Origin of the sequence: Mesorhizobium sp. (genome assembly GCF_004962245.1) — a bacterium.
Classification (GTDB): Bacteria; Pseudomonadota; Alphaproteobacteria; order Rhizobiales; family Rhizobiaceae; genus Mesorhizobium.
This window is the reverse complement of the sequence record NZ_SUHQ01000017.1, coordinates 104,296-122,598: the sequence shown is the minus strand read 5'-3', so window position 1 is coordinate 122,598 and position 18,303 is coordinate 104,296. Positions and strand designations below refer to the sequence as shown.

The window sequence follows — 18,303 nt, the reverse complement described above, 5'->3', positions numbered from 1 at the left end:
GATAAGAACCGCAATCGGAAAATTGACTTCCGCGGTCCTGGCGGGCACTGTCGCGTCTCGCAAAGGCGCGGCTGGAGTGCCTCGATCGCAGCAGCGTCAAAGCAGTAGCGACCGCAGTGATTCCGAGCGAATGATATGGGAAGGCAGTAGTTTTGTCTGGAAAAGGCAGCAATTCCGTCAAAGTTCGGCATTACAACGAACGCTTCGTGCTTGACGCCATCCGCCGCCTGAAGGAGGCCTCCAAGTCCGACCTGGCGCGCGCTGCAAATCTGACGCCGGCCGCAGTCGCCGCCATAGTCGACGGATTGGAGTCGTCTGGATTTGTAAAGCAAGTGGGAAAAAGGTTTGGGCAGCGCGGTTCACCGTCCACTCTCTACCGGCTCACGCCGGAGCGAATTTACAGTGTTGGTATCAAGATCGGCCGGCGCGCGCTGGAGGCCGTGCTCGTCGACTTCGCCGGCGAGGTACGCGCCCGCGAGTCGCACGAATACCGCTTTCCGGATCCGCAGCTGGTGCTCAAGGCCGGCAACATGTCACTGGCCAATTTTGACAAGCTCGTCGCCAGGCTTGGCGATGCCAGCATCGTCGGGGTCGGCATCGCCTCGCCCTATTTCCTCGGCGGCTGGAGCGAGGAGCTCGGCTTCCCCGACGACCTTGGCAGCCGTTGGGAAGCAATCGACCTGACGACCTTCTTCACCATAAGGGCGAAAACTCCGGTTTTCGTGGAAAACGACGCGTCATCAGCGGCACTGGCCGAACTCGTCCAGGGGGCCGGCGCGCGGTTTCGCGACTTCATGCATATTTCGATCGACACGTTTGTCGGCGGCGGGCTGGTGCAAGGCGGCAAGGTCCATACCGGACCGCACGGCAACAGCGCCGCGCTCGGGCCGTTGCCAGTATCGCCTTCAAGCCTCGATTCGGTCGCGGCCAAGCCCGCGCGCTACCAAAGCCTGCTCCATAGGGCTTCGATCTACGTGTTGGTCAATCATCTCAGGTCGCGCGGCGTCGAGATCAATCGTGTGCGGGAGCTGGACCCGTTGCCGCCGGGGGCGCGCGAGCCGCTGTTCGAATGGATCGATGATTGTGCGAACGCGCTGGTCGAGGCGATCATCGCCATCACCTCCGTCATCGACATCGAGGCGATCGTTCTTGACAGCATCCTGCCGCGGCCGATCCATCTCGAGCTGTTGGCAAAGGTGCAGACCCAGTTCAACATGATCAGCGCCATCGGCATCGTGGCGCCGGAGATCGTATCGGGACAATTCGGTCCCGAGGCTTCGCCGATCGGCGCGGCGATGTTGCCGTTCTCGGCACTGTTGGCTCCCGACAGCGGCGTGCTGATGATCGGCAAGGACAAAACAATGTTGTTGGGCAGCCTTTTGAAGCTTGCCAGCCAAAGCTAACCACAAGAAACTCAGCGAGAGTGCGGGCACGGCCGTCACGATTGTCGTGCGGCCGCAGAGATTGTCGGGCGGTTCCGCGGCGACGGACAACCGGCTGAGCGGGCGCATCGTCTCGACCTCCTACCTGGGCGGCAGCGTCATCTACGAGATCGACATCGGCGCCAGGACGACGGCGATCCGCGCCAACACGCAGATCAACGGCCGAGTGGCTCGTGAAGGCGAGGCGATCGAGGTCAGCTTTGATCTGGCCGGCTGCGTTGTGCTGGACGAAAGCGGCCAGCGCATTTCCTAGAGCTCGGGCGCGGCAATCGGATCGTGACCTCTACCTCACCGCGTGCCCATCCCGCGCAGCGGGTCGTTCTCCGACTCCAACCTGGCCGAAGTGACCAGCTTCAGACTTTCCTCTGACCCGCCTGACAGATTCCCGTCTGCCTATGTCCCGGTAGATTCGCGGCACAGCTCGATCAACGACGCAGCCCTACACGGTCGGTTGCCGTCGGTTCACAACTGAATACGCAAATCCGTTGCTGCTAGAAATCAAATCTTCAGGATAAATTGGCATGCTTTCCCATTGGCGACGACCGGACGCCTCGGCCGGATGTTCAGGAGAAAGCAGTTTAAGGGCCCATCGATTGTGTCAGATCGCATGCACCTCGACGTGCAGGACGACCCTGCCATAGCTGCAGAAGTTGACCGACTTCTGGCGCGCCGCACGCGCGATATCCGCCTCAAAGGCGAGATCAAACGCCTGTTTCGAGCACGTGTCTGGTCGCAAACGGCGAAGATCATCCGAGCCTGGATGATCTGGGTGGCTTTGTTGGATGTGCTGACCCTGGCGCTCAACATGCTGATGCTTCCAAGGGGGATCGCGCTGTCCATGCTCCTGCCGGGCGCCATCATTCCGCCCGTCGTTATGGCCATCGTCCTTGTCTGGCGAAAACCGCAGGCGTCCTGGCTGCAAGGCGGTTGGCTGATTGCAGGCATGTTTCTCATCTTGTTGTCCGTTGCATTGGTCGGCGTAAGCGCTGGTGGAGAATTCTACGAACGGCACTTGAACATCATGCTGTTCGTGGCCATTACAGCCATCATTATCTTCGGCATCCCGCTATCCTGGACGGTGACTATTGCCGCCGAGGCGCTCGGTCTATATCTCATTTTTCAGCTGCAGAATCCGGCCATCGAATTTGGGAGCGCCGTGGCTGCGACGCTGTTTTTCGCCAGCGGTATCTTCGCAACGGTCGCCGCGCGGCGCATCATGACAATTCTGGCCCAGAAGACTTTCCTGTTTGAGCTTCGCGACCGGCGCAGAGTCGCCGAACTGGCCGAAGCGAACGATCGGCTGGAACTTTTGGCGAGTACCGATCCGCTCACCGGCATCGCCAACCGGCGCTGGATGACGGAAACGCTCGACCACTTATGGGGCGATGGCAGACAGTGCTTCGACGGTGCCGCTATGCTGATGTGCGACATTGACGACTTCAAGAAGCTGAACGATCACCTCGGCCATGCCGAGGGCGATCGCTGTCTGGTCGAAGTCGCCAGCATTATCAAGGAAAACGTTAGGCGCGATCGCGATCACGTGGCCCGCTACGGCGGGGAAGAATTCCTCGTGCTCCTGCCCGGGGTGGACGAGGGAGAGGCCATCTCAGTGGCTGAGCGAATTCGTAAAAGCGTTGAGGCCGCCGCTTTTCCCAATCCTGCATCCCGCGTGTCGCGCCGCGTCACCCTCAGCATTGGAGTTGCGGTTCAGACGGCTGATGAAGCCATCCCACCGGAGCAGTTGCAGCGTCAGGCGGATGCTGCGCTCTATCTTGCCAAGCAAACCGGCCGCAACCGAGTGCTGCTCCACAGACCGGAGTCACCCGGGCGCAAACATATTCGCTCGACACGGTGATGCCGTCGAAATAGGCCCTCGTGGGGGCTGAGGAATGCGAACCGGTTTGCGATGCGGACGTGTTCGAAGCCTCTTCGAGACTCTGGCTTCGAGGAGTGCGTCGGCGCATCTCATTCCTCCACCATCATCTTGCGTTCATGTCTCGGCGGCGAGCGCAGAGCGGGCCAGAAACGCCCGGCGCTCAGCCTTTCCCGGGGCGGGGTCACGATGGGGCCGGGCGTGGACTGACAACTTCAGGCTGCGGATCTTCAAGGGCGAACGTTCAAATCGGCAAATGCCTCGTCGCAAACGATCCAAAGCGTACATCGAGCCGCGCTGGGGCGCGCAGCTCATCTCATCTCCGCTGAATGGGCGCGGGCCTGACGCCATCCGCTTTGGCGGGTTTCAGCTGGGCCAGACCGTGTTCGGTCATGCGGCCTTCGGCGATCAGCCGGGCGACGTTGTCGACATTGATCTGACTCCTCGTGCTCTTGCTGCCCCGGCAGGTGTACCGACCCAAATAAGGTCCCGATCTTGATTTTAACGAGGTCGCAGCCGCGCAACTTGCAATCGATCGCAAGCGCTGCCGGGCGTTTGATGAACCCGGAGCGGTTTAATGTGATCGTAGAAACTCTGCTTCGTCGCATTCGCACCTGGCGCTTTCGACCGACAATCTTCCATGCGATCACTCTCGACAACCATGGCTCGAACGGTGAATGTCCGCCAATGGGTCGCAGGTGGGTGGCCGCAGCATTGAAAGCGTTGCCCCACGGCAAATGTCAGCTGCCTGCTGCAGATCGCTTGAAGACGATGGTGACCTTCGTCCCTTCACCGGGGCTAGAGACGACTTCGAACTCAGCCTTGGCGTTCTCGGTCAGCGAGCGTGCGATCAGCGCGCCAAGCTTGCCGGGCTTGGGCCATGTCTCCCCTTCCGGCAGGCCGATTCCGTCGTCTGCAACTATGACCAAGCAGCCGTCGCCATTGGAGATGCTGTGCAGCGTTATCGTCCCCCCTTCACGCCCTTTGAAGGCATGCTTGAGGGCATTGGTCAGCAATTCGTTCACAACCAGTCCCGTTGGCATGGCGACGTTGATTGACACCGGATACGTATCCACCTTCATGTCGAGGCGGATGCCCTCAGCTGCATGCGAGCTCATTACCGCGGATGCGATTTGGCTGAGATAGACACCGAGATCGACCTCATCATTCTGCTCGTCTGCCGATAGCGTCTGGTAGAGGATCGCCAGAGCGTCGACGCGCCCGGCAAGCCTCTCAAACCTTTTCTGGTCGGGCTCGGTTGCGTTACGGGTTTCCAGACGGATCAATGCGGTGATCATCTGCAGATTGTTCTTCACCCGGTGCTGCAGTTCGCGCAGTAAGGTGTCCTTCTCGCGCACGCGCTCCTCCACCAAGCGTGCCTCTTCAGATTCGCCGTGGGATGACACGTCGACCAGAGCCACCAGTCGGAAGCAGTTCGTGCCGTTGTCGTCCACGATGATGTTTGAATAAACATCGACAAGGGCTGGCTTGTCGTTCGCGCGCTCCAGCCGGAAGGTGCCGACGAAATCGGTTTCATTCACCAAGGCCTCAGGCAGAGGCCGGCCCTCCTGCTGGTGAACGCCAATACCGGAAAGTGCTGCCCAGTTTTGCCGGGTAAGCCGGGCAACGTTCAGGCCTGACACTTTTTCGAATTCCGGATTGGCATAGACCACACGCTCCTTCGTGGCGAGGTCCGAAACGGCAATAGCTATCGGCACTTGGTCAAGGAATTTCTTGAAATGCTCGCTTTCCAGCGCGGTGGCAAGGTCAGGTGTATCGAGCAATTGCTCGACTGCCTCAGCCTTGTCTTGAGTCGATGTCATCTAATGGCCTGTGCTTTTGGGTTGGGAGAATCGTTTCAGTGCGTGAAGCTCTGCCGGACTGATAAGTCTGCAGACCGTTCTGATAGTTGTGAACTTTCGACCGAGCTGAACTGCCCACAGAACTTCGCAACGGTCAGTATCGGGGTCATGGCAGGCATTCGACGGTCTCTGCAAATCAAGGGTCTCTTTTCTGGGTCAACGGGCGTTCTCTAATCCGCCTCAGGCGAGGTGCCATCCGTGGAACGGGTCCCCAAACTGTGATCGTTTTGGAATCGACGGCAATCGACCACCAGCCTGCACCGGTACCCGTTTCGTCCTCCTCGTTGACATAGGTGACCTCCCCTTCAGCTGCAGCCTGTCGGCTGGCCGAGTTTCTTTGCGGCCGCGATCGAATATTGGAATCCATAGACGGGATGCTGATCTGGTCGTCCATCATCCAGCATCCCAAGCAGGGCCGCCGTTAGCGTCACTTCATCGCCGACGTCGAGGTGCGTGATTTCCCCGCGTCATGCAGAGATTCTGGAGTGGGCACGAAGGTCGTCAAGTGATTACTAATGTTTCTGTTTGAGTATTGCAACAAAACGCTCGTGAGCCCGTTGTTCACATGCCAGATCATCTGGCTACTCCAGAGCCTTCACCCGCCGGCCTCGACCGGCGGGCCTTTCGTTGCGAAAGTCGCGCGCAGTTGATGCGCTGGGCTCACGCACCGCCCCTTGTGACAGGCAACGGGCTGCCAGGTAGCTGCTTGGTCGGAAGGAAACAACACCGCCTCCCTTGCCACCGTATTCAAGGCCTTCGCATGACGGCGGGATCGCTCACCCATTGGCGAAGGCAGACGAACCCTGATCGTTTTGTTGCATGCTACGTTTTACCATTTGGGGAACCGCTCGCCGGCTACTTGACCTCATAAAAAGTTCCCCAGGAGGCGCGCGGATATGGAACCCCGCTTGCGGGGAAGTTCGGCTCTCCTGCTGTTCTCACAGACAGGCTGCGCTATGAGCACCGTGGTGGTGAGCGCCGATTTGTCGCCGAGATAACATTGACGTCACCAACCACCTCGGAAAATCTCAGGATGTCTTCGAGAAATGCGAGTGGTCCTTCGACGCCGGAGGTTTCGGACCTTCGCCATCAACATGTCGGACTTTGGCTGCATCGGCGAAATTGATAGATGACCGCTTGCAAATTGCCCGCTGCTGCCTTTTGCTCACGCGACAGTTGTCCTTGACTGTTGAATGGTTGGCGAACGGATGAACAAAATCGATCGGCGACGGCGGGACACCGAAATGGACGCCACGGTCAATGCCGCCCGACTTGGAACGCGGTTGCGCCTCGCCCGCAAGACACGTGGCATGACGCTCAAGAAGCTGGCCACTGCAGCGGACTGCTCTGAAAGCCTGTTGTCCAAAATTGAGAACGGCAAGGCCTCGCCGTCCCTGCCTATGCTTCACCGACTGGTCGAAGTCCTGCAGACCAATATCGGCTGGATGTTCGAGCAGGTCGACGACGATGAGGCGATCGTGTTCCGTGCAGGCGCGCGGCCATTGATCACGCTCGATGCGCTGAGACGAGGCGAAGGCATTTCGCTCGAACGCATTATTCCGTATTCGTCCGGCCATCTGCTTCAGTGCAACATCCATCATATCGAGGCAGACGGCGAGAGCGAAGGTCCCATCCAGCATGTCGGCGAGGAGGTCGGCTATGTGCTCGCCGGCCGGGTCGAGCTCATTGTCGACGGCAAGAGCCATAAGCTCGCTACTGGCGATGCGTTCGTGTTCAGGTCGGAGCTACCGCATCACTATCGCAACAGCGGCAAGGAGAGAGCCAGTATTTTCTGGGTTAACACGCCGGCGACTTTCTGATCGAAGTTCGGCCTTCAAATTCGTTGACAAATATTCAAGTCTCTTGAATGTTGGCGTTGTGCCTGTAGCACCAATGGGACCAGCCGAACGAGGTCTGGCCCCGCAAGCAAGGGGAACCGAAAATGCGTCGATTCAAATTTCTCATCCGTTGCGCCGCCGCAATCGTCATTTGCTCGACAGCGATGGGATCGGCGCTCGCCGATACGTTCGCTCTCGTCAACATCAACCAGCAGGCCCTCTTCTTCAATCAGATCAATGAGGGCGCGAAGAAGGCGGCCGACGCCGCTGGCGCCAAGCTGGTCATCTTCAATGCCAACAACGTGCCGAGCGCGCAAAATGACGCGATCGAGAACTACATCACCCAGAAAGTCGATGGCATCATTTTGGTCGCCATCGACGTGAACGGCGTCAAGCCTGCAATCACCGCCGCGAAGTCGGCCGGCATCCCGGTCATCGCCATCGATGCGCAGATACCCGATGGCGACAACATTGCGTTCATCGGCGTCGACAACGCCAGGGCCGGCGAAGACATCGGCAAATTCTACACCAACTATGTGAAGACCGAGATGGGCGGCGCGGCCAAGATCGGTATAGTCGGCGCGCTTAATTCGTTCATCCAGAACCAGCGGCTCGACGGGTTCAAGAAGGCGGTCACTGACAGTGGGTTGGCGATCACCTTCCTCGATACGGTCGACGGTCAGAACGTTCAGGAGACCGCGATGAGCGCTTCGGAAAATCTGATGACCGCCAATCCGGACATGACGACGCTCTATGCGACCGGCGAGCCGGCATTGCTCGGCGCGGTTTCGGCCGTAACCAGCCAAGGCCGCACCGGCGACGTCAAGGTGTTCGGTTGGGACCTGACAAAGCAGGCGATTCAGGGCATCGACGATGGCTGGGTGACGGCGGTCGTTCAGCAGGATCCAGCCGGCGAAGGCAAGGCCGCTGTCGAAGCATTGATCAAGCTCAAGAAGGGCGAAACGGTCGAGCCTATCATCAATATTCCGGTGACCATCGTGACCAAGGACAATGTCGAGCAATACCGCGCGATGTTCCAGTAGCCTGCGCCGCGCCGCCCCTTGAGGCTGCGCGGTCGCCTTGCAACCCCATGGATCCAGGATGATGAGTGGCGAAACCTATCGGGTGCGCATGAGTGGCATCTCAAAGCGTTACAACGCCATTCAGACGCTCGATGACGTGTCCCTGGTGCTGAGGCCGGGCGAGGTCCTGGGGCTGGTCGGTGATAATGGCGCGGGAAAGTCGACGTTGAGCAAGGTGTTGTCGGGGGCGGTGATCCCCGACGCCGGTACTATCGAGATCGATGGAATGCCGGTAGCGTTTAACTCGCCGGCCGACTCGCGTGCAGCGCGCATCGAGATGGTCTATCAGGACCTATCGCTCTGCGACTCGGTCGATGTCGCCGGCAATTTGTTTCTCGGCCGCGAGCCGCGCCGACACATCGCAGGCATTTCATTCCTCGACAAGAAGCGCATGCACGAGCAAACGCGCCTGATGCTCGACCGGCTCGGTATCGTTATCGCCGACACGCGGCTCAAAGTCGAAAACCTGTCCGGCGGGCAGCGACAGTCGATCGCGATCGGCCGCGCCGCCTCGTTCGAGCCGTCGGTGCTAATTATGGATGAGCCGACGGCAGCCCTTGCCGTCGCCGAGGTCGAGGCTGTGCTGGACCTGATCCGCACCGTGAGCGCCCGCGGCGTCAGTGTCATTCTGATCACCCACCGCCTTCAGGATCTGTTCCTCGTATGCGACCGCATTCAGGTCATGTATGAGGGGCGCAACGTCGCCGAGCGTCTGATCAGCGAAACCAATATCGAGGACGTCGTCAACCTGATCGTGGGCCGCAAGTTCAACGCTCGTTCGGCCACCAACGCCCATCGCGATGGAGCGCCAGCATGAGCGACATGACTTCCACCCATTCCGCTCAGTCTCGAACGATCCGCCAAGGGACATGGCGAGATGCGCTGCTGGCCAATGGCAGTGTCGTCTCGATTGCGCTGTTCTTTCTGGTCGTTTGCATCATCTTTTCGGTGGCCACGGACGCCTTTCTGACGTCGCCCAATCTGCTGAACATCCTGCGCCAGTCAGCACCGCTGCTGATCGTTGCCGCGGCGATGACCTTCGTCATCACCACGGGTGGCATCGATCTTTCGGTCGGTTCCGTGCTGGCACTGGTGGCAACATTGTCTGCGACACTGCTGCAACTGGGGCTGCCATGGCCGATGGTCATCCTCGCCATGCTTGCGCTGGGCGCCTTGCTTGGCGCGGTGCAGGGCTATTTCGTGGCTTACGAGGGCATCCCGGCTTTCATCGTCACGCTTGCCGGGCTTTCAGTGATCCGTGGCGTGGCGCTACTGATCACCGGCGGCTACTCCATCCCCATCGAGCCGGGAAGCCTTTTTACGGTCATCGGCCGCGCCTGGTTCCTTGGCGTGCCGGCACCGGCGCTGATCGCGTTGGCGATACTGGCGGTCGCCTATCTGGTCTTTAACGAGACGCCGTTCGGCCGCTATGTGACCGGCGTCGGCGCCAACGCCGAAGCGGTCAGGCGCGCCGGCGTGAACACGCGGCTGACGACGCTTTTCGTTTACGTGATTTCGGCCGCCGCAGCAGCACTTGCCGGGATCATTATTGCTGCCCGGCTCGGATCCGGATCGTCGAATGCGGGGCAAGGTTTTGAGCTCGAAGTGATCGCTGCCGTCGTGCTTGGCGGCACCAGCCTGTTCGGCGGCCGCGGAACGATCATCGGCACGGTGCTCGGCGCGCTTACCGTTGCCGTCATCGGCAACGGCCTGATCCTGGCGCATCTGTCGCCTTTCCTGACACCGATCGTGACCGGAACCATCATCCTGATCGCCATCTGGCTGAACTTCCGTCTGTTTCGCGGCGCGGTGCGGAGCCGTTGAGCCGATGAGCGATCTTTTCGATGACGCAGTTCCCAGGCAGCGACTGGCGATCGGGATCGAAACCGGCGATGTGATGACCGTGCTCGGCCCGGTTCCGGTCGACGATATGGGCATTACGCTGATGCACGAGCACATCCTGCTTGACGGCGCGCGCACCTGGAAATGTCCCTGTCATCCCGACGACATGGCGCTCGCCGAGCAGCCGGTGAATATCGAGATCATCGGCGAATTGCGCATGAACCCCTATGTCAACCGCGACAATGTCTCGCTCGACGACAGTGACCTGGCGCTGTCGGAGCTGCAACGGTATCGGGCTCTGGGCGGCCACACCGTCGTCGACGCCACCAATATCGGCATCGGCCGCGAGCCCGAAAAGCTAGCCCGCATCAGCCGCATGTCGGGGCTGAAGATCGTCATGGGCACCGGCTTCTATCTCGAGCCCACCCATCCCGAATGGCTGAAAGCCATGGATGTCGACGCAGTGACCGCGTTCATCGTCAACGACGTCGGCGGCGGCGAGACGCAGCCGCCGATCATGGCCGGGCTGATCGGCGAGGTCGGCGTCGGCAAGGACTTCACCGCCGAGGAACGAAAGTCGCTGCGAGCCTCGGCGCGGGCCTCGCGCCTCACCGGCGTGCCGCTGTCGATCCATCTGCCCGGCTGGGAGCGGCTGGCGCATGAGGTGCTCGATATCGTGGAGGCCGAGGGCGGCGATCTTCGCCACACGGTGCTATGCCATATGAACCCCAGCCACGGCGATTTCGACTACCAGACAAGCCTGGCTCGGCGCGGCGCGTTCCTCGAATACGACATGATCGGCATGGATTACTATTATGCGGATCAGGATGCGCAATCGCCTTCCGATGAAGAGAATGCCCGAGCGATCGCGGCACTTGTCGAGGCCGGGTTCGGCGACCGCCTGCTGCTATCGCAGGACGTGTTCCTCAAGATCATGCTGACCCGCTACGGCGGCTTCGGCTACGGCTACATCCTGAAGCATTTCATACCGCGCCTGAAACGGCATGGCGTCGAGCAGCCAGCCATCGACCGCATGCTGATCGCCAACCCGAAAGCCGTGTTCGCGCGGCAGACCTAAGCGGCCAGAGACCTACGACGGAGTTCAAATGTTCAAGAAAAAGATCCTGCTTGCCGGTGAATCCTGGGTTTCGACCGCGACCCATATCAAGGGCTTCGACCAGTTTGCGACGGTCACCTACCACACCGGCGCGGACGAATTGCTGACGGCGCTGAAGGCGACCGACTTCGACGTGACCTTCATGCCGGCGCATGAGGCACAGCGCAGCTTTCCGCAAACTCTGGAGGCGCTCTCGGCATATGACGCGGTGGTGCTCTCCGACATCGGCGCGAACACGCTGCTCCTGCATCCCGACACCTGGGTCCACTCGAAGCCGACGCCGAACCGCCTGCGTCTGCTGCGCGACTATGTGCGCGCTGGCGGCGGGCTTTTGATGTTCGGCGGCTACTATAGCTTCCAAGGCATCAATGGCGGCGCGCGCTACCGCAAGACGCCGGTCGAGGAGGTGCTGCCGGTCAACTGCCTCGCGTTCGACGACCGTGTCGAGGTGCCGGAAGGCTTTGCGCCTGTCCTGGATGGTTCCTCGAACCATCCCATCTTGAAGGGTCTCGGTTCGGATTGGCCAATCCTCCTCGGTTTCAACGAGGTGACGCTGAAGGACGGTGCAGAAGTTCTGGCGACCGTGTCGTCGGACTATGGATCGCTGCCGCTGCTCGTCACCGGCCACTATGGCAAGGGCCGCACCGTAGCCTGGACATCCGATGTCGGGCCGCATTGGTTGCCACCGGAATTCATCGCCTGGAAAGGTTATAAAACCCTTTTCGAACAGATGCTTGGCTGGGCGACCGGTGAGAACTGAGCGATGCACGTCCACGTGGTCGGCAATGCCTGTGTCGACACGACATTTCGGCTCCGCCGCTTTCCTTCTGCCGGCGAGACTTTGAACGCCGTTGCCTGTGCTGACGGCCTTGGAGGCAAGGGCGCAAACCAGGCAGTCGCGGCCGCACGGACGGGCGCGGCGGTGACGCTTTGGACGGCGCTTGGCAAGGACGTCGCGGGGACTTGGATCCGAGGCTGTCTCGACAGGGAACTGTCCAGTTTCCAGGCGATCGCGTTCGACCTGCCGAGCGACCGCTCGACCATCGTCACCCAAGCTGGTGGCGAGAATTTCATCGTCAGCGCCGTCGCCTGCAGCGAAGCATTCGATCCGATTGCGCAGACCGCACTTGCTCGCCGGATCGCGTTTGGCGACATCCTCGTCTGCCAAGGGAACCTGCGAGGTGACGCGACAAACTCCTGCCTGCGGGCCGCACGCGAACGTGGCGCGCAAACCGTTCTGAACGCCAGCCCTGTCGATGCGGCGGCCCCGCCTGACTTCGGTCTGGCTACTCTGCTTGTGGTGAATCAGTCCGAGGCAAAAGCACTGACCGGCCAGGGTGATATGGCAACCGCGGCCGGCGCGCTAGCGGCCAAAGGCGCCGGGACGGTGGTGGTCACGCTCGGCGCCGAAGGTTGTCTCGTGCTTGGCACGGACCAGGGAGGATCGCTTCGTTTGCCCGCGCCACGCGTCGAGGCGCTCGACACCAGCGGCGCCGGCGATGTTTTTTGCGGCTGTCTGGCCGGCGGGTTCGCCAGGGGAATGTCAGTTACCTCAGCGCTGAAATTCGCGCTCGCGGCCGCGGCAATTGCGGTGACACGGCCGGGCACACTGATATCCTGTCCTTCAGCGTCTGAAATGGCGGCGCTCGTCGGTCAAACGGAGTTCTCATGACCCAGCCCTCACGTCCGATCGGCCAATCAGGCAGCGACGCGCTCTTTCAGCTTTTCGGGCGCACCAAGGTGGTGATCGGCGTCGTTCACCTTGCGCCGCTTCCTGGCGCGCCGCGATACGACGGCGAGGCTGTCGAGGCGATCTATCAGCGGGGGTTCGATGATGCGAGATCCTATCTCGATGGCGGATGCGACGGCGTGATCATAGAAAATCATGGCGACATTCCCTTCGCCAAACCTGACGATATCGGACCGGAGACAGCGGCCTATATGGCGGTCGTCTCCGACCGTATTCGCCGCGAACTTGGCAAGCCAATCGGCATCAATGTGCTCGCTAACGCCGCCATCCCTGCCCTAGCGATCGCAAGTGCCGCTGGCGCGGGCTTCATCCGCGTCAATCAATGGGCGAATGCCTATGTCGCCAACGAGGGTTTTGTCGAGGGGGAATCGGGTCGCGCAGCGCGCTACCGCGCCAGGTTGCGCGCCAACGGCATCCGAGTTTTCGCCGATGCTCATGTCAAGCATGGCGCGCATGCGATCGTCGGCGACCGCCCGGTGGAGGAACTGGTCAAGGATCTGGTCTTCTTCGACGCCGATGCCATCATCGCGACGGGTCAGCGCACCGGGCACGCTGCGGATCTCAGCTACATCCGCATGATCAAGGAGGCCGCCGGCCTACCGACGCTGGTGGGCAGCGGCGTGACGCCCGACAATGCCAACGATATTCTTGGCATAGTCGATGGCATCATCATCGCCAGCGCGCTGAAGCATGACGGCGTCTGGTGGAACAAGGTCGACCCCGCCCGAGTAAAGACCTTCATGGCCGTGCTGAGTCGATGATCGAGCGGCAATCGATGCGAGGCTGGTGGTGGCGCGAGGGCCAAGGCAACTGCGCTGCCTGGAGGACCGTCCGATCGTCAAGCGCGATATCGGTCCGGCCCGCTTCCCCCTTGCCAGCCCGGCGCGGTCCCACGATGAGGACCGCCGGAGTGTCTGACAGGGCTTCCTCCGCCCGACGCTCCACGAACCGTTCGTACATGCCACTTTCCGAATGACCGCCGACTATGCTTCCCGTGCGCTCGGCAAGCGGACCATCCGCTACCAGTCGGAATCGCGCACAATTGAACTGCTTGGTCTGCCGAGGCGCACGAAGGTCGAACAGATTCGCGAACGTGACCTGATGATGCCGCAGGAAATCCGGCAGATGTCGGAAACAAAGATGGTACTGCTTGTTGAAGGCCAGCGCCCGATCTTCGGCGACAAGCTGCGCTTTTTCGAGACGCAGCCATTCAAGTCCGCGGAAGCATTTTCTCAGGCGCACATGCCGGATGTACCGCCGATCGAATATCTTCCGATTCAACCCGTACCGGCTTTGACCGACTATTACGCCCAAGCCGGCCAGCCCGCCGAAGATGCCGGTGCCCCGACTACCGGGATGCTGACATGGCTGATTCCGAAAAGAGAACGTCATCACCAGTTAACAGCGCTGAGGCGATGCCAACTATCGCTGCGACCGCGAAAGCGGAGCCGGCAACAAAGCGGGCCGCAGCTCGCATTGTGAAACGCAAAGCCAGCCTGCCGAAACCGACACGCGCTAAAGCGGCGTCGAATGGCGGATCTGGAAACGAAGCGGAGGCGACACCGGATTTAGCGGCTGTCGACGCGCGGATTAAGGTTGCTGAAGAAAGCTTGAAACCTAGCGCTGAACGCCTCAAGGAGACGGTTTCTCAGAAAGTCGAAAAGCTCGGCCAAGTGTCGCCTACGAAACGGCGGAACTATCTCGACGTTTTCGCAGCGACGGTCCCCGATCCCGTCGAACTCGGCCTGGAGGCCGTGGAGGCCCAAGCATAAAGAGCCGCGAATTGCGGGTCTTATGCTTTGGCTCGCGGGGTTCGCGCCTATAGCTTAAGAGAGCGCGTGTATTCATCGCTTCCCTAATACTCGCGCCCCAATGGGTGACCAAAACAGGAACAAAAAGCGAATTTGAAATCAGGCGGAAGACGTAAGCGCGGCGGCGAATGGAAGCTTCGCAAAGCCCATGAGTTTGGCCAGTTCGTACTCGTCCGCTGCGTCTCTGCACGTAAAGTGTTGGTATCAGCCGAGTGGCCTGCGGTAAATCTTTGGGGATGTTGAAGCAGAGTTGCCGGGGAGCAAAATGAGTTGCGGGCGATGCGGCAACAACGAATTCGTCTATGCCGAGACACAGAGGTTGTGGAACCGGGATCTGGACTCGGCTTTCGATGTGACAGCCCCTGCAGACGCGGGCGCTGGGCTGTGACAAGCCTCGACCGACGACGTCGGGCGTTTGAGTCAATAGGTGACCGTGACCACCACAGTGTCAGTATAGGTACCTGGGGACGGTGTCGATTGCGCTGGCACGCGGCCATAGACGGGCAGGTTCTGCGTCGCGCCCGCGCCGGTGCCTGCGAAGGTGTCGGTCCCGATGGTTCCACCCCAGGGCTGACTGCGCGCGGCATCCATGTAGAGGCCATAGGTCACGGCTTGGCCGCCGAGCATCATGCGCCGTGCCGTCGGACCGGTGCCGCTTAGCCCGTTGTTCAAGCCGACATTGTAGGTCGTGCCCGGGGTACAGGTAACGCCGACGGCGCCGGCCGCATCGGCCGCGGCGTCGAGCACACCGTGGCTGCCGAAATTGATGTTCTGCGCCGTCACGTTGCAGTTGTTGACGACGTTGGCCTGCGCCATGAAGCTGGGCCGGACGGGGTTTTGCGTGACTGAGCTGCAGGCGGGAGGGGTAAATAGGTAAGTGGTCCAGTTGAAGCTCACTTGGCTCCCGGAGAAGCTCGATGTGTAGAGGCCAGCCGCCGCGCTTTGCTGGCTCCCGGAGACGCGCGCATAGATCGTCCGCGTCGCCATCGCAGTGGTGAGCGGCAAGGCGGTCAGATTCACGGCCACCGGATTGCCGAGCGCAGGCTGCTCTCGTGAGCCCCACTTCGTGATGCGCGCCGCTTCCTGGTAGAGATTGTAGTTCAGTGCGGCACTGGTGGCATTGCGCATGTGGCGGGTGCCCGACGTCGCGCCGCCCGTTCCGGCGTTGAGGTTAAGGCAGACGTGGAAATTCGCGCCGAGCGGTCCTCCGTTGCAGCTGATGTTGACCGTCGCCGTCGTATCGGCCGCAGCGCCCGACAGGGTATCGACATTGCCGAAATTGACATTGGAGACGCTGGAGGAACAGCTCTGGGCTTGCGCCTGGGCGGGCACAAGCAGGAAGCAGGCCAGCAGGATCAGACGGAGCATGACTTCCTCATTCGATTGGACGGCAGACCGCATTGGGGATCGCCACCTGCTCGCCCTTGCGCGGTTCGAAGTCAAATTCCGCTGCGCAGCGGCCGCGGGTCGGCTGATCCACCACGATGCGGTTTTGCGGACCGAGCCCCGTGATATAGGCCTGCCCTCCATAGCCCACGACGAAGCCTTCCGAGGCTCCCCCTTCCACCTGTCCCGCCGCACCTGTCTCCAGGAATTCACCGCTCTCGTCGCGGAGCGTGACAAGCGCGTTTTGGGCACCGGCCTCGACATCGAACTTGACCACGGTGCCGCTGCGGTCGGCCGGAACGGTGACCTCGCGGGTGCCAGCGACCGTTGCATCGATCGGCAGGTTCGTCGGGTCGATGGTGATCTGGTTCGGCTCGTAGGAGCGCAGGTCCGGCACCAGCAGCTTGCCCCTGCGGTTGGTGCGGCCGGCCGGCCGGTTTTCATATTGGACGTCGATATCCGGAACACCAGCATCGACCACGGTGAAAGCGTCATCGATGCGATTGGAAAAGAAAACGTCGCGGCCGGCGAAGACGACGGAACCATCGGCCTGGGCCGTTGCCCGAAATTGATCTTCGTACTGCTGAACACCGGCCTCGAAGCGGGCAAAAGGTGCGCGATAGCTGGCGGATGCGGCACGGTCCGTGTAAGCGCCTTCCGTGTCGCGGAACCGCCAGCCGACGCTGCCGATCTCGGTGTTTTCCGACTTGACCAGGTCCGCCGTCACCGCCGTCCCGTCGGAATCGGAGGAAACGCCCGCCGAAGCATAGATATCCTTGCCGAGCGGGATCGAGACCCCGGCGAACGCGCCGAACGAGTCCTCGTCCTCGAGGTCCGTGAAGGCGGTTGCAAAAAATGATGCGCCGTTGCCGAAGGGGCGGTTGAGGGAGAGCCCGACGATCTGGGATCTCTCACCCTCGACCGTCTTGATCTGCGTGTAGCTGAAATTGAGCGCCGCCGGATCGAACTTCAGGGGCACCGAGACCGACAGCTGATCGAGCACGCGCGGCGGTGCGGCGCTGTGGAAGTCATGATCGGGCAACAGCGGCGGGAGCGGATCGACGGTTACCGCGGCAATGTCGTTGTAGTCTCCGAACGTGCGCTGCGTTCGCGCAAAAAAATGCAGGTCCCAAAGCTCAAACTCGACACTGCCCGCCACCTGAAATCCCGTCTGCCCGCCATAGCTGCTCGCGGAAGCCGCGAATGATCCCACCCCGTATTGGCCGAGCCCGAACACCGCGCCCGCACCGCCGTTAACAAGGCCGCCTCCGCCTTCGGCATGGCCTTCGAGGGTCAGCCAGTCGGTTAACCCGTAGCGAAGCGTGCCCGAGGCCATGAAGCGCCCGTCATAGTCTTCGGATTCGACGCCATAGAATCGGCGGGCAAAGCCTGCTTCGGCCGAATAGTCCCAGAACCCCGACGCCAATAGGTCGGATGATGCGAAAAAGGGGGTTTCGGAAACCGTCTCCCGTCCGAGAGCGTCGCGCACCACGACACGCGCCGTTCCGCTTCCCGTCACCACTGGCAGATTGGTGATCTGGAACGGGCCGGTCGGAACCTGCTCCGACAGGCGACGGGCATTGTTGACATAGATATCGACCGTCGACGGAACGGCCGCGGAACCGGAGATCTCGGGCAAAGGCATGGTCACGAGATCCGGCCTCAGGCCGAAGTTGCGCTGGATCTGCACCCCGCCCAGGCGTGTGGGCCGAGTCCAGCTCAACCCGCCCGTAATGACGTCTCCGGCGCGAAACGTGGTCAGCCATTTGGGGTTCGAATAGGACCACGTCGTGTCGAGGCGGGTCGAGCCGTAAAGTTCGTCCGGCGAGCTGCTGGCGATATAGGAGCTCGCCAGGACGCCGAACGAACTGAATACGCGACCTTCGAACCATCCCGATGCGCCGTCGAAAGCCCACATATCATCGATCCTGTCACCTCCGGTGCTGGCGAACAGCGTGTAGTTCACAAGCGCGCCGAGGCTGCTTTGAGGGTCCGCGGCGGAAGTGTCGTCCTGAGCCCGCTCATGGGCATCGATGACGCGCGCCGAACGCGCGTCATATTCGACGGTGAAATGGATGGTCTGGGCGGTCTCGTCGAATTCGAAGGAAACGCGGGAAAGCTTGACAATGTCGATCAGCCCATCCGGCCGCGTCGCTTCTTCGCCGGGTTCGATGCCGACATTGCGCAGCTGGTCCGGTTCGATTGCCAAGGTTCCATCGGCATCCTGCCGGAACGCTGCAATCAGATCGGTCGATGTGCCGTTGATGAACACCTCCAGTTGAAGATCACGAGAGGCGCTG

16 protein-coding genes and 1 pseudogene are annotated in these 18,303 nt (G+C 61.1%); 13 read left to right on the top strand and 4 right to left on the bottom strand.

The window, feature by feature from the left end; translation table 11 throughout:
* Positions 1 to 206: 206 nt before the first annotated feature.
* From E5X88_RS19335 to E5X88_RS19325, 3 genes are all read left to right on the top strand, one after another.
* Complete coding sequence (locus tag E5X88_RS19335; protein ID WP_292164042.1) at positions 207 to 1,403, top strand: ROK family transcriptional regulator; 1,197 nt, start codon at positions 207 to 209, stop codon at positions 1,401 to 1,403.
* Positions 1,387 to 1,695, top strand: a complete 309-nt coding sequence (locus E5X88_RS19330; RefSeq protein ID WP_292164040.1) for a TOBE domain-containing protein — start codon at positions 1,387 to 1,389, stop codon at positions 1,693 to 1,695. The genes E5X88_RS19335 and E5X88_RS19330 overlap by 17 nt, the downstream gene beginning before the upstream one ends.
* Before the next feature lie 354 nt (positions 1,696 to 2,049).
* Positions 2,050 to 3,297: a GGDEF domain-containing protein gene (locus E5X88_RS19325; protein WP_292164038.1), complete on the top strand. Its 1,248-nt coding sequence runs from the start codon at positions 2,050 to 2,052 to the stop codon at positions 3,295 to 3,297.
* 758 nt (positions 3,298 to 4,055) lie between these two features.
* Here the strand turns inward: E5X88_RS19325 and E5X88_RS19320 are convergent.
* The gene (locus tag E5X88_RS19320) at positions 4,056 to 5,138 is read right to left on the bottom strand and encodes a histidine kinase dimerization/phosphoacceptor domain -containing protein (RefSeq protein WP_292164036.1); all 1,083 of its coding nucleotides are present in this window, start codon (positions 5,136 to 5,138) and stop codon (positions 4,056 to 4,058) included.
* Positions 5,139 to 6,385: 1,247 nt separating this feature from the next.
* On the opposite strand from E5X88_RS19320, the gene E5X88_RS19315 reads away from it, so the two are divergent.
* The 8 genes from E5X88_RS19315 (at position 6,386) to E5X88_RS19280 (ending at position 13,567) form a co-directional block, all read left to right on the top strand.
* Positions 6,386 to 6,997 carry a cupin domain-containing protein gene (locus tag E5X88_RS19315; protein ID WP_292164034.1) on the top strand — a complete coding sequence of 204 codons (612 nt, stop codon included), beginning with the start codon at positions 6,386 to 6,388 and terminating at the stop codon, positions 6,995 to 6,997.
* A gap of 122 nt (positions 6,998 to 7,119) precedes the next feature.
* A complete protein-coding gene (locus E5X88_RS19310) occupies positions 7,120 to 8,058 on the top strand; it encodes a substrate-binding domain-containing protein (RefSeq protein WP_292164033.1) in 939 nt (312 codons plus the stop codon).
* Positions 8,059 to 8,119: 61 nt separating this feature from the next.
* Entirely contained in the window at positions 8,120 to 8,914 is a 795-nt protein-coding gene (locus E5X88_RS19305; protein ID WP_292164031.1) for an ATP-binding cassette domain-containing protein, read from the top strand.
* A complete protein-coding gene (locus tag E5X88_RS19300) occupies positions 8,911 to 9,921 on the top strand; it encodes an ABC transporter permease (protein WP_292164029.1) in 1,011 nt (336 codons plus the stop codon). The genes E5X88_RS19305 and E5X88_RS19300 overlap by 4 nt, the downstream gene beginning before the upstream one ends.
* Positions 9,922 to 9,925: 4 nt before the next feature.
* Complete coding sequence (locus tag E5X88_RS19295; RefSeq protein ID WP_292164028.1) at positions 9,926 to 11,017, top strand: phosphotriesterase-related protein; 1,092 nt, start codon at positions 9,926 to 9,928, stop codon at positions 11,015 to 11,017.
* Positions 11,018 to 11,045: 28 nt separating this feature from the next.
* A complete protein-coding gene (locus E5X88_RS19290; protein ID WP_292164026.1) occupies positions 11,046 to 11,816 on the top strand; it encodes a glutamine amidotransferase in 771 nt (256 codons plus the stop codon).
* Between the two features lie 3 nt (positions 11,817 to 11,819).
* Positions 11,820 to 12,728: a PfkB family carbohydrate kinase gene (locus E5X88_RS19285; protein WP_292164023.1), complete on the top strand. Its 909-nt coding sequence runs from the start codon at positions 11,820 to 11,822 to the stop codon at positions 12,726 to 12,728.
* The gene (locus E5X88_RS19280; protein ID WP_292164021.1) at positions 12,725 to 13,567 is read left to right on the top strand and encodes a BtpA/SgcQ family protein; all 843 of its coding nucleotides are present in this window, start codon (positions 12,725 to 12,727) and stop codon (positions 13,565 to 13,567) included. Before E5X88_RS19285 ends, E5X88_RS19280 begins: the two co-directional genes overlap by 4 nt.
* Here E5X88_RS19280 and E5X88_RS19275 read toward each other — a convergent pair.
* A pseudogene (locus E5X88_RS19275) lies at positions 13,560 to 13,766 on the bottom strand (hypothetical protein); the annotation flags it as partial. The gene E5X88_RS19280 and the pseudogene E5X88_RS19275 overlap by 8 nt on opposite strands.
* 12 nt (positions 13,767 to 13,778) lie before the next feature.
* Here E5X88_RS19275 and E5X88_RS19270 point away from each other — a divergent pair.
* Together E5X88_RS19270 and E5X88_RS19265 are read left to right on the top strand one after the other, a co-directional pair.
* Positions 13,779 to 14,288, top strand: coding sequence for a type IV secretory system conjugative DNA transfer family protein (locus E5X88_RS19270; RefSeq protein ID WP_292164020.1), 510 nt, complete (start codon positions 13,779 to 13,781; stop codon positions 14,286 to 14,288).
* The gene (locus tag E5X88_RS19265) at positions 14,285 to 14,578 is read left to right on the top strand and encodes a hypothetical protein (protein WP_292164018.1); all 294 of its coding nucleotides are present in this window, start codon (positions 14,285 to 14,287) and stop codon (positions 14,576 to 14,578) included. Before E5X88_RS19270 ends, E5X88_RS19265 begins: the two co-directional genes overlap by 4 nt.
* A 459-nt stretch (positions 14,579 to 15,037) precedes the next feature.
* On the opposite strand, the gene E5X88_RS19260 is transcribed toward E5X88_RS19265, so the two are convergent.
* On the bottom strand, positions 15,038 to 15,985 hold the full coding sequence (locus E5X88_RS19260) for a spore coat protein U domain-containing protein (protein ID WP_292164017.1): 948 nt from the start codon (positions 15,983 to 15,985) through the stop codon (positions 15,038 to 15,040).
* A gap of 7 nt (positions 15,986 to 15,992) precedes the next feature.
* Complete coding sequence (locus E5X88_RS19255) at positions 15,993 to 18,212, bottom strand: fimbria/pilus outer membrane usher protein (protein ID WP_292164015.1); 2,220 nt, start codon at positions 18,210 to 18,212, stop codon at positions 15,993 to 15,995.
* Positions 18,213 to 18,303 lie beyond the last annotated feature (91 nt).

What these genes read in the sequence shown, in the direction of transcription:
- E5X88_RS19325 (WP_292164038.1), top strand. Translation starts at nt 2,050, where the DNA reads ATGCACCTCGACGTGCAGGACGACCCTGCCATAGCTGCAGAAGTTGAC.
- E5X88_RS19320 (WP_292164036.1), bottom strand. Translation starts at nt 5,138, where the DNA reads ATGACATCGACTCAAGACAAGGCTGAGGCAGTCGAGCAATTGCTCGAT.
- E5X88_RS19315 (WP_292164034.1), top strand. Translation starts at nt 6,386, where the DNA reads ATGAACAAAATCGATCGGCGACGGCGGGACACCGAAATGGACGCCACG.
- E5X88_RS19310 (WP_292164033.1), top strand. Translation starts at nt 7,120, where the DNA reads ATGCGTCGATTCAAATTTCTCATCCGTTGCGCCGCCGCAATCGTCATT.
- E5X88_RS19305 (WP_292164031.1), top strand. Translation starts at nt 8,120, where the DNA reads ATGAGTGGCGAAACCTATCGGGTGCGCATGAGTGGCATCTCAAAGCGT.
- E5X88_RS19300 (WP_292164029.1), top strand. Translation starts at nt 8,911, where the DNA reads ATGAGCGACATGACTTCCACCCATTCCGCTCAGTCTCGAACGATCCGC.
- E5X88_RS19295 (WP_292164028.1), top strand. Translation starts at nt 9,926, where the DNA reads ATGAGCGATCTTTTCGATGACGCAGTTCCCAGGCAGCGACTGGCGATC.
- E5X88_RS19290 (WP_292164026.1), top strand. Translation starts at nt 11,046, where the DNA reads ATGTTCAAGAAAAAGATCCTGCTTGCCGGTGAATCCTGGGTTTCGACC.
- E5X88_RS19285 (WP_292164023.1), top strand. Translation starts at nt 11,820, where the DNA reads ATGCACGTCCACGTGGTCGGCAATGCCTGTGTCGACACGACATTTCGG.
- E5X88_RS19280 (WP_292164021.1), top strand. Translation starts at nt 12,725, where the DNA reads ATGACCCAGCCCTCACGTCCGATCGGCCAATCAGGCAGCGACGCGCTC.
- E5X88_RS19270 (WP_292164020.1), top strand. Translation starts at nt 13,779, where the DNA reads ATGACCGCCGACTATGCTTCCCGTGCGCTCGGCAAGCGGACCATCCGC.
- E5X88_RS19260 (WP_292164017.1), bottom strand. Translation starts at nt 15,985, where the DNA reads ATGCTCCGTCTGATCCTGCTGGCCTGCTTCCTGCTTGTGCCCGCCCAG.